The 10,244-nt window shown below is 39.9% G+C and carries 8 protein-coding genes; 3 read left to right on the top strand and 5 right to left on the bottom strand.

From position 1 onward, the window contains the following. Positions 1 to 844, top strand: an 844-nt coding sequence (locus tag CAG60_RS03225) for a site-specific integrase (protein ID WP_161438282.1), incomplete at its 5' end; no start/stop codon positions are given. 80 nt (positions 845 to 924) lie between these two features. Beyond that, the gene (locus CAG60_RS03220) at positions 925 to 2,322 is read left to right on the top strand and encodes a DUF3987 domain-containing protein (protein WP_161438281.1); all 1,398 of its coding nucleotides are present in this window, start codon (positions 925 to 927) and stop codon (positions 2,320 to 2,322) included. Between the two features lie 249 nt (positions 2,323 to 2,571). On the opposite strand, the gene CAG60_RS03215 is transcribed toward CAG60_RS03220, so the two are convergent. The 5 genes from CAG60_RS03215 to CAG60_RS03195 form a co-directional block, all read right to left on the bottom strand. Then, positions 2,572 to 2,991 carry a hypothetical protein gene (locus CAG60_RS03215; RefSeq protein ID WP_161438280.1) on the bottom strand — a complete coding sequence of 140 codons (420 nt, stop codon included), beginning with the start codon at positions 2,989 to 2,991 and terminating at the stop codon, positions 2,572 to 2,574. Positions 2,992 to 2,998: 7 nt separating this feature from the next. Further along, positions 2,999 to 4,159, bottom strand: a complete 1,161-nt coding sequence (locus CAG60_RS03210; protein WP_161438279.1) for a GIY-YIG nuclease family protein — start codon at positions 4,157 to 4,159, stop codon at positions 2,999 to 3,001. Next, complete coding sequence (locus tag CAG60_RS03205) at positions 4,160 to 6,103, bottom strand: DEAD/DEAH box helicase (protein ID WP_161438278.1); 1,944 nt, start codon at positions 6,101 to 6,103, stop codon at positions 4,160 to 4,162. Beyond that, entirely contained in the window at positions 6,096 to 8,813 is a 2,718-nt protein-coding gene (locus CAG60_RS03200) for a class I SAM-dependent DNA methyltransferase (protein ID WP_161438277.1), read from the bottom strand. Before CAG60_RS03200 ends, CAG60_RS03205 begins: the two co-directional genes overlap by 8 nt. A 129-nt stretch (positions 8,814 to 8,942) precedes the next feature. After that, complete coding sequence (locus CAG60_RS03195) at positions 8,943 to 9,287, bottom strand: hypothetical protein (RefSeq protein WP_161438276.1); 345 nt, start codon at positions 9,285 to 9,287, stop codon at positions 8,943 to 8,945. A 203-nt stretch (positions 9,288 to 9,490) separates the two neighbouring features. Here CAG60_RS03195 and CAG60_RS03190 point away from each other — a divergent pair. Further along, on the top strand, positions 9,491 to 10,244 hold a 754-nt coding region (locus CAG60_RS03190; RefSeq protein ID WP_161438275.1), incomplete at its 3' end, for a hypothetical protein.

Raw genomic sequence — 10,244 nt, 5'->3', positions numbered from 1 at the left:
ATATTATCCTAAGAATGTAAAAAAGTACGCTGATTTTAAAGGACTAAAGCCATTAGAAATAATCGAGTTGAATAAAACTCTTGGTAAACCGACACTAAGCCCAAGAACGATTAAAGGCATCATCCAATGCATGTCAACGTTCTGCACTTGGTGTGTATCACACGGATATATTAAAACTAATCACTTTTATAAACTGCCAACACTGAAGCCTAGAGCAAAAGATGTAAGGTTTGATTTCAACGATGAACAACTGACGTCAATCTTTCATATGGATGATTACACCAGTTTTAAGTTTAAACATAGTTATTATTATTGGATTCCACTGCTACTAAGACTAACAGGTGCTCGCTTAAATGAATTGTGTCAGCTATGGCGCGAAGATATTAAATTAATAGATAATATTTGGTGCCTTATTATTCATGAAAACAACGATGGGCAACGAGTTAAGAATATGCATTCAGCTCGTATTATTCCAATTCATTCCGCTTTGCTAGAACGTGGTTTCATTGAGTTCGTAAAGTCAAAAAACACTAACTTATTATTTGATGAGTTGAAGGCAAAAAATGGATATTACTCTCACAGCGTATCGAAATGGTTTGCACGTCGTAGAGCATCACTTGGCTTAGGTAAAGGTCTTGATGCTCATTCATTCCGACATACATTCTCTTCAGAATTAAAAAGGAAAGAAGTTTCCAAATCTATTGTGGAGGAATTACTTGGTCATAGCCATAACTCAATTTCTTTTGACCTGTACGGAAAGAAATTTCAACCAAGAAAACTATTAGAAGTCGTAGAGTTAATTGATGACTCTCACCTTGAAAATATAAAGCCATTTTACAACTAAACTATCACTTTCAAAATTCAGGCCTAATTAGCATATAGATAATTAGGCCACTATTGAAAACAAAAACATTAGAGGAAAATATGTTTAACCATATCAAGAAATACTTTACACCTTCAGATGAAGTCACTCAACCATCTATTGATGACATTCCTGAACCTATTATTGATAAAACAAATTTCAAAGAAAATGAACTGGTTGCAATTCCACCAAAACTGCGCTCAGAAGGTTATTATGGCCCACTTTCCAAAATGTCTATTGATTTAACCGATGGAACTGAAGCAAAGCGCGAATTCTTAGCGAATAACATTATGATTGGAATAGCAGCAGCTATACCAGCATCATATATCACTTTACCTTTTGCTGCTGGAAACACTGTAATTCGTTTATTTTCTCTACAAGTTCTTCCAACTGGGTGTGGCAAAGGCGTTTCAGGGAAACAAGCTGATGCTTTATTTAACGAAGCCAAACGTCAATTAGGTGACAATATTGTAAGCGCTCAATCTGGACTCCCTGTATATGCAAGAGTTTTTTCCGGTGGATTATCAACTGGTGAGGGCATCGCCTATGAACTACGCGATAGTATCACTAATGACAATGGAGAATCTCAGCAAGGCGTCGACGATAAGAGGCTTTTAGTAACAGAACCAGAGTTTTACAATGTAATCGTCAAATGTCTTGCGCCAACTAGCATCTTGAGCAGCAGTATCCGTAAAACATTTGACGGTGATACACTCGAACCAATGACCAAAAAAGATCGTGTTAGGTGTACTAATCCTGATATCTGTATTCTAGGGCAAATTACCCCTGAAGAGTTGGTTGCCAAATTGGATTCAGTTTCTATTTCAAATGGTTTTATTAATAGGTTTCCTATCTTCTCCGGAACACCACCAGTTTATCAACCGATTCCAAAAGTAACTGAAGCTGAAATACTTCAAAAACATGCAAAGAAATTGAATGAAATTATGCATTGGTGCCATGAAAGCCCTAAAGTTCTAACGATGAGTGATTGCTATAAAGAACTTTGGTACGAAAAATACAGTGACCTAAAACAAATAGGTGCAAGCGGGTCTATTGAACAATCTCTTATGACTCGGGCACCACATTATGCCACAATGTTTTCAATGTTATTCGCTGTACTAGATATGACAACTGTATTAACAGCAAATCATCTGAAAGCGTCTTTGGCATGGATTGACTATTGGCATGAATCAGTAAGGTATGTTTTTGGTACCGAAGCTGCTGCTTACAAGGCTGAACAGAGGAATCTTCAAGCGCTTGAGATCCTAAACAAGATCAAGGAATTGGTAGCTAAAAACGATGGTCAACCAATCACTCGTACGCCGTTACAACAAGCTTTTGGGAAAAAATACACATCCAAACAGCTTAGTGATGTGTTGAAATTCTTGCAAGAATTACCTAAAGCACCAATTGCTGTAACCAAGCACCAGCATAACAAGCAGCTAATCTCCCTGACGTAGCAACCTAAACTACTGAAACTACCCAAACTAGTCTAGATTGGGTAGTTTTCTTCGTTTGAGAGGCATTGGAGCACAGGGTATCTTTCAAGTGAAGCCCAATGATACTCAAGTCCAATTTTGTTATACACATGCCAATCTTCACCATCAAAATATGTTTCGCTTAGCATTATAAGGTCAAGCGTAAAAAACAACTTAAACTACCCAAACTGACCTTGATTGGGTAGTTTAGTTAGTTTGAGGAGTATTGGGTCACAAGCTCTCTTTTAAGCGAAATTCAATGGCATCTTTTAACTCTTGCAACTCCTGCCTGTCTTCACAATTATCGATAAAGCGGTAGCAAACCTCAGATGATTCATCTTCTTGAACAACTTCTACCCATGATAGATTAGTCCAATCAAAGTAATACTGTCCCTCGGTATCAACATTAACAAGCCCAATAAGTTCAACAATTGAACGAATCTCTTCTATTCTCGCATCAACAAGAATAAAGGGCTTTAGAACTTTGAGTTCCAAAATCTGAGTTAAGCTCAAATGCTCTACTTTATCGGGGTCAAATGACAGAACGCCCTCAGCAAACAAATAACGTAAAGACATTCTCTGAATACCCATCGCATCAAGGTGTGCCTGAATCGGAAACAAGTCCTTTTGCGTGCCAAACTCATCAAACATTACTCGGCTACCTCTCCACAATCTGCTGAGTTATAGCATCATAACGATAATTAACGATGTCACCCGTGATCAACATCTGTATTGCTTGTTTAATGCACTCTAGGGGAGCAATAAACCATTCTCTCGGTGTATGAGCGATCCCTTTGTGATCAGCCACTTTCACATCCAAACAAGAATGTCCAAAGAAAGTGTGCAACAAACCTTCGAACTTATTAGCTTTCATGTTGTAACACTCAAACTCAGAGACAAGCTGTACAGGTGCCATTAGGTACGTTGGCTCATTCTCCGCATTGGCAATACGCTGCTTTACAGGAATAGTTGAGTAACCGATCTTGTAGAGGTTATTCACACTGTTAATCTCTGGCTCACTACTTAAAGATTTTAGTATGTAAATATACCCAGATTTTTGATCATCATGAGTGATATTTAATAGCTCATCTAACGCTTTATCTCTTTTATTCAAGATACGACGACCAGTTTCATCTTTGTATAGCTCAGTGGCCAATGAGCGCAGTAGCATGTCTGATTCCGTGCCATTTTCAAAAACAAGATGCAGTCGAGCATTTACCTTACCATTCTTCTTCTGCCTCTCTTCCATGTCAGATACATAACAAGTGATGCCATGAAGAATGAAAAACATACCCTTTTGAATTTGCTGCTCCCCAGTGAATTGAACCGCTTCTTTTTCACCTGTTTTAAGGTCAGTATGGCACTGTTTAAACAGAGGCTCATAGTCGTCAAAGTTGGCACACTTCTTACGCTTTGCAACATGACGAGGCATTTCTAGGGTCTTCTTAACGTGTTTGAGATTGAAGATGCTGTCATCAGGCAGATCCAATATCCCTAGTGCGTCATCAGCAAGTATCGCTTCAATAGAATCCGGTTTAGGTTCGTCGAATCGAGGTAGAAGCCCATGAATATCAAACTGCTCTAGCGCACGACAATGCTGTTCATTATTCCGGATAGACTCAAGGCTTTTGCTGCGCATCAGCTCAATCGGATTACCACGATTCGCCTGTGGCTCTCTTCCATTCTTGTCAAAAAACTCATTAATCTGCTTAAACTTAGTAATTAAGTGATCATCGGCTGTTGGTGCCGATGATTTAGGTTTAGTTTTTAATAAGCCTTGGGTATCTGAAGCAAGGATATCTTTCAGCCAATCTTCCATCTACATTGCCTCTTTCTGAGCTTGTGCTGCCTGCTCTTGAGCAAGGCGGCGCAGATAGATAATGCACTGAGCCAACTCACGCTCACGACCATTGCGAGAGTTAAGATCTGGCTGTCGATTGTGTTCTTTCACAAACTCTTGAACTTTCGGCCACAGTGCAATGGCTTCTTCTTTGGACATTTGCATGCGAGTCGATTCGATAGAGTCTTGAATCAACTTTAGCGTGTCGGTGTTAACTGCTTTTGACAGAATCTCAAATGCTTTCTGGAACGGGTTGACCTGATCGATAAGGTCAATGTGTAGCTCATCAATATTGATGAACTTATCCGCCATACGAACAAACTTCTTGCCCCCCTCCTCTTTAATCTCAGAAGTTGAGATCGCCGAGTCCACAACCACTCGTTGACGAATTTCCTCAATCTCATCTTTAGAGAGATCTGGATACTTCTTCTCGATAAGTTTAGGGATCAACACCTTGTTGATAACTTCAGGATCGTGACCTGCTGCTGAGGCTTTCACGATGTTGTCATCCTGCAAAATAGAGGCTTTTAGATCATCAAGGTCTGTTTCTAATATCTGCTTAGTACGCTTAGTGCTTGGCTCTTTTAAACCGCCAATACTGATCACGCCCGGAGGTGTTGGATCCTTATCTGCTGGATATTTGGCTTTAAACTTAAAGTTTGGTGCCAGCACTTGCTCCATAAGGAGAGAACAAGTGATTGCCTTGAGCATGTTGTTCACGGCGTAGTTGACTTGATCACTTGAAGCATCAGGTTCTGCAATCAAGTTGGTAAATTGGGCATGAGTTTTATTGTGGCTATCACGAGTACAACGACCAATAATCTGTACAATTTCAGTCAAAGAGTTGCGGTATCCAATCGTCAAAGCATGCTCACAAAAACTCCAGTCAAAGCCTTCTTTCGCCATGCCTAGCGCAATAATGATATCAATGTCATCTTCATGCTTGATGTCACGTAAAAACGCTTGGGTTTTTTCTCTGTCTTTTTCATCCCATACGAGGTCGGCAACTTTGATAATTTTGCCATCTTCCTTACGCTTGATATGAATAACACCAGTCTCAGGATCAGTGAATTGGTGTTCACCAATAATGTCTAAGATTGCTGCTACCTGTTCATACTTGTCGTCTTTGCCTGATTCAGCAGAGTTTACATTAGGGATATGAACAATAGTTTTCTTATCGGTATCCAACACCTCTTCAATTGCAGTAAGGTAATGCCCCTTGTAGAAGTGGTAGCCAATTCCCAAAGACTTAAGGTATTGGTAGCCGTTCAGTTGCTCATAATAGTTAAAAGAAACCTTATCAAACTTCATCTCATCTTCTGGGGTCAGGATAGATACACTATCCCCACGGAAGTAAGAACCCGTCATCGCAACGATATGTGCGGTGCTGTTCTCAATAAGCGCACGCAACACATCACCCAACACGTTGTCACCATCAGCAGAAACATGATGGAACTCATCGATTGCCAGCAGGATATTGTCAAAAGCCGTGTCTTCCAGCTCTTGGTAAGCGAAGCGCAAGGTAGCGTGAGTACAAATTAAAATGCGCTCATCACTATCTAAAAACTCCTTAAATATTTTAACTTTGCTTTGATTGCTGACAGACGTACATAGGTTGTAATGCGGGTTGATGTTCCAGTCTGCAAAGAAGCCGTATTTCGTTAGCTCGGTGTAGCCAAAAGAGCCACCGATAGAACGTTCAGGAACGGCAACAATCGCCTTATCGATGCCTTGGTTGTGAAGCTTATCTAAACCAATGAACATTAAGGCACGAGATTTACCAGAAGCAGGCGGAGCCTTAATCAATAGGTATTGGCTTGCACGTTGCTCAAAAGCGCGAGCCTGCATGGCTCGCATCCCCATATCGTTGGTGTTGGTGCTTTCACCTGTTTGGGCGTAAGTTACATGGACTAAATCAGGCATCAGATCCCCCTGTCTGCTCAGAGTATAATTTGAATAAGGCTTCTAAGCGTTCTTCATCTGAGTCAAATAATGAACGTTGATAAAGTTTTTCAAAAGCAGAATCAAGTCGTTGATGTGCTTCAAGTAACTCAGGAGGCATCCCCTTCGAGTCATACAATTTTGCAATTGTTAAATTAGGGAAGCTCTCTCTTACCTCTAAAATATCTAAAGCTAACTCTTCAAGACGCTGTTTGTTATTCTCTGATATTGTAGGTAACGGAAAGCTGTTATAACATAGCGAAGATGAATATCTAATTCGGCTTTCTAACTGCCCTGAAACCGTTTTCGTCCAAACCATATGCATTCTAGAACTTAGAATAGCAAATGTTATTAAATCAGCCTCATAGACAGCGTTGTTTGGAGCAATCACTATTTGGTTACTATCTAAATAACCTACAGGTAAATATTTTCGTTTTTCAGACGTTACCGTTGGCACAAATATAGTGTTAGCATCACGATGTTTAATTTCATCAAAAAGATGCGGAATCGATGCTTTTTTATTCGTTGCTTTCTTTGTACTGGCATCCCGATACGCTTTACATGCTTTAATTCGCTCATTTAGATAGTAATTTGATTTAACCTCTTCAAGAGAATAACCAGTAAACCATAAACACCACCGTTTAGAGCCATTTAAAAACTCCTCTGCACCCACAATTGGTTTTATGCAATCATAAAACTTTGTTCCATCGAGTGTTTTTTTTACCTCGTCAATTTGACTTGAAGAAATCAGGAGATTTCCACCATCTGTTGCCTTGCTACCACAATCCATTTTCAATCTATGCGTTAATGGTTTAAGACGTTTTGTTACCACTATATTTTCAGAAGCCAACAAGTAACCATTAATATTTTTTACACTTAATCGAGAGCGTTCGTTGTAAAGCTCGGCTTGTTTGGATGGATCATTAGATTTAATTCCAATTATTGCACATGAAACGCCAGCATTATCTTTCGCATTGTTTTTCCATTTAAACGGTTGATATGCAAAATGAATAAACGCCCCATTACTTAAAAGGTAAGGCCATAGTAATTCGACTTGCACTCCTTGGCATATTGAACTGGTTGTAACAAATGCAAATGCTGACTTAGGTCTATTTCTAACAAAACTTTCTGCCTTTATAAACCAACATGCAATATAGTCTAAATTTTTAGATTTTTTTAAATTTACACTACTTAAAATATTTTCCAAATCGGATTTATGTTCTTTTTCTTGATACCTATTTCCGATATAAGGAGGGTTACCTAGAATATAAACTTCATCTTGGTCGTCTGTCGAACAAACTAATTCCCAATCAATACGAGTGGCATTTCCAGCAACAATTCGACCACTTTGCTTCAAAGGGAGGGTTGGTGCCGTGTAACCAAACTCGGTCTCAAACACCATGTTCATCTGGTGCTCGACTAGCCAAAGAGAAAGAATTGCCATCTCATGAGCAAAGTCATCAAGTTCGATACCATAGAACTGGTCAAGACGGATTGCCGAATGAGACTCGTCAAATAACCCCATCATTCCTGAGTCCGACTCGCCCTCAAGTTCACGAATGCGCTTTAGGATCTCAATTTCTAACTCTCGAATTTCTTTATAGGTAATGATCAAAAAGTTGCCTGAACCACACGCTGGGTCAAAGAACTTAATGCGGCTTAGACGCACCTGAAGTTTCTTTAGTTTGTTGATGTTGTCATTACACTTATCAAACTCTTCATAAAGATCGTTCAAGAACAACGGTTCAATCACTTTCATGATGTTTGATACTGATGTGTAGTGCATCCCCATTTTGCTGCGGGTTTCTGGGTCGGCAACACCTTGAATCATAGAACCGAAGATATCTGGGTTGATATCAGACCAGTCTAAAGAACCAGAATCCAATAGCATTCGACGAGCTTTGGCATCAAACGTAGGCACTTTGATCTGTGTCTTAAACAAACCACCATTCACGTATGGGAAGTCATTAAGGTATTTGGGTAAATCGTTACGCTGATGCGCAGGTGTATTTAAAACGTCGAATAAACGCTCAAACACACCAACCAAATCAGAACCATCTTCCTGCGTGTGTTGGTTCAATAGATTCGTGAATTGGTTCTCAGAGAAGATTTTTGTATCTTCGGCAAAGAAACAGAAAAGCAAGCGGTTAAGGAATACCACCATTTCATGCAGTTGCTCTTTGGTTGCATTCACTGGGTAGTTAGTGGCTTTGATGTGGTCAAAGAAATCTGCCATTTTCTCAGCAGCTTTAACATCCGCAGGATTCTCACCACGGTAAACCATTTTCTCCATCCCCGCCCAAGGTAAGAAGAAATCGAAGTTCTTCGCTAGTTGACCAAGCTCGATATCAAGCGTGTCTTGAGTCTTAGTATCAATAGCAATGAGTTGAGAGAAATCAGTAACAACAACAAAACGAATCTTATTGATAGCCACCGTTTTGCTGTTTTTTAGAGCATCAATTTCAGCGAACAAGTTTGAGGTGCATGGTTTGAAGTACAGATGACGCTTTAAAATTACCTCACCAGCACTCTTAGCTAGGTTACGCTCACCCGACTTAACACGGCTGATTACTGACCTACGATGCCCGTAAGCCAACAATAGCTCGTAGATAAAATCATCTTTTGAGATTTCTTGGCTTGATACTTGTTTTACCAAGCTCTTAACATTTTCTTCTATTTGTACGCTATTCATGCTTTATACAACCTTAATGACATTGGTTGCATTGTAATATGGACAGCTTGCTCAATCTATTTTTGAGCCTAAATTTTGAGACATACAAAAAGAGCACCGATTCAGGTGCTCAAATAGAACGTAATCATATCAACCTTTGTATGCAGGAGCGGCATCAATCACATGCTTAGCTAACAACTCCAAAATATCATTTACCCGCTTTTCGCGTTCTTGTCTAAGCTGCTTGAACGTCGACATATTCAGCTCAAGCGGCTGTTCACTATCAATGACTGCTTCTAGATTAAATGCATCTTCAGCATGCTTAACGATTTTCTTTATCCAACGCAATTTAGGCATGTAAGACTCATCGTGTACGTTTAAAAAGCCTGCGTTCTCTGCCTTTTGTATGACTTGGTCTTCAAGCGTTGTAGATTCAAACTGTTCAAGTTCAATGATGTAACCGATAAGGTCGGAAGATGGGATAGGTTTGTCCATAGTGTTTCTTATAAGCATAAGAACTATTTTAGGCTGCTGCAAATTTACGTTTTTCAAAAGGGGAGTTAAGAGGGGTCTCCCTCTTGCCAGCGGACAACGCGAAGCGTTGTACTATCTGGAACCCCCCCCCCATCATAACCAGTTGATTTTAAGTTATTTGAATCTGCAAAAATAATTTTCTATGTTTATAGAAAACATATCTCATGCTTAAAAACTGGACGGTAACAACACAACCAGTACGCCTCGGCACTGATGGCGTAATGATGCGCGAACGTTACCTGCTCAATACAACACATGCGAACCACAAGTACACCGACGATCTGATATCTATCTTCGGTTGTGCTGAAACATCAAATCGAATCGCCCTTACAGGTGAACAATTCAGACTCAACCAACACCTTTATAACCGCAGAGGCGGTCGCCCGTTATCGAGCTATGCTATGGAGTATTGCCTTACGTTACCAAAAGGTTACCGTCCGTCTAAGGAGCAATGGCAGTCAATCGTAAAAGATTGCTGTTTAGCTCTAGCGAAGCTCTGCAAGCTGAATAAATCTGAGTTCGCTCAATACAGACAACAAATTCGTGCAGTGCTTCACCAACAAAACCAAGACGGCACCAAGGGAAGTGGCGACCATGTTCATCTAATAATCGGTAAAGTAATTGGCGAGCGAGTTCTAAAGGAACTACAGCAAAAGAAAGCCACTAAGGTGATAAAACAAGCTTTTAATCAGTCAGTCCTTAAACATGTTGGTATTGATTATCGAAGCTATGAACCAATTGAAAAAGAAAAAGGACGTCGGCTATCAACTTGGCAATACCAACATCAGAAAGCTACCGAATCCCTTGAAATTGAGAAACTTATCAAACAGATGCAAGTGCAGTTTGATAAATGGTTAAGGGCGAAAGAAGAACGCGACGAGAGACAACTGAAGCGCCAGAAAAATAGACTACTCAAAA

The organism is Vibrio sp. V33_P6A3T137, from assembly GCF_009904835.1.
Taxonomy (GTDB): domain Bacteria; phylum Pseudomonadota; class Gammaproteobacteria; order Enterobacterales; family Vibrionaceae; genus Vibrio; species Vibrio metschnikovii.
Note: the sequence above shows the minus strand (reverse complement) of the source record. Positions and strands in the feature narration are given on the sequence as shown.

What these genes read in the sequence shown, in the direction of transcription:
- CAG60_RS03220 (WP_161438281.1), top strand. Translation starts at nt 925, where the DNA reads ATGTTTAACCATATCAAGAAATACTTTACACCTTCAGATGAAGTCACT.
- CAG60_RS03215 (WP_161438280.1), bottom strand. Translation starts at nt 2,991, where the DNA reads ATGTTTGATGAGTTTGGCACGCAAAAGGACTTGTTTCCGATTCAGGCA.
- CAG60_RS03210 (WP_161438279.1), bottom strand. Translation starts at nt 4,159, where the DNA reads ATGGAAGATTGGCTGAAAGATATCCTTGCTTCAGATACCCAAGGCTTA.
- CAG60_RS03205 (WP_161438278.1), bottom strand. Translation starts at nt 6,103, where the DNA reads ATGCCTGATTTAGTCCATGTAACTTACGCCCAAACAGGTGAAAGCACC.
- CAG60_RS03200 (WP_161438277.1), bottom strand. Translation starts at nt 8,813, where the DNA reads ATGAATAGCGTACAAATAGAAGAAAATGTTAAGAGCTTGGTAAAACAA.
- CAG60_RS03195 (WP_161438276.1), bottom strand. Translation starts at nt 9,287, where the DNA reads ATGGACAAACCTATCCCATCTTCCGACCTTATCGGTTACATCATTGAA.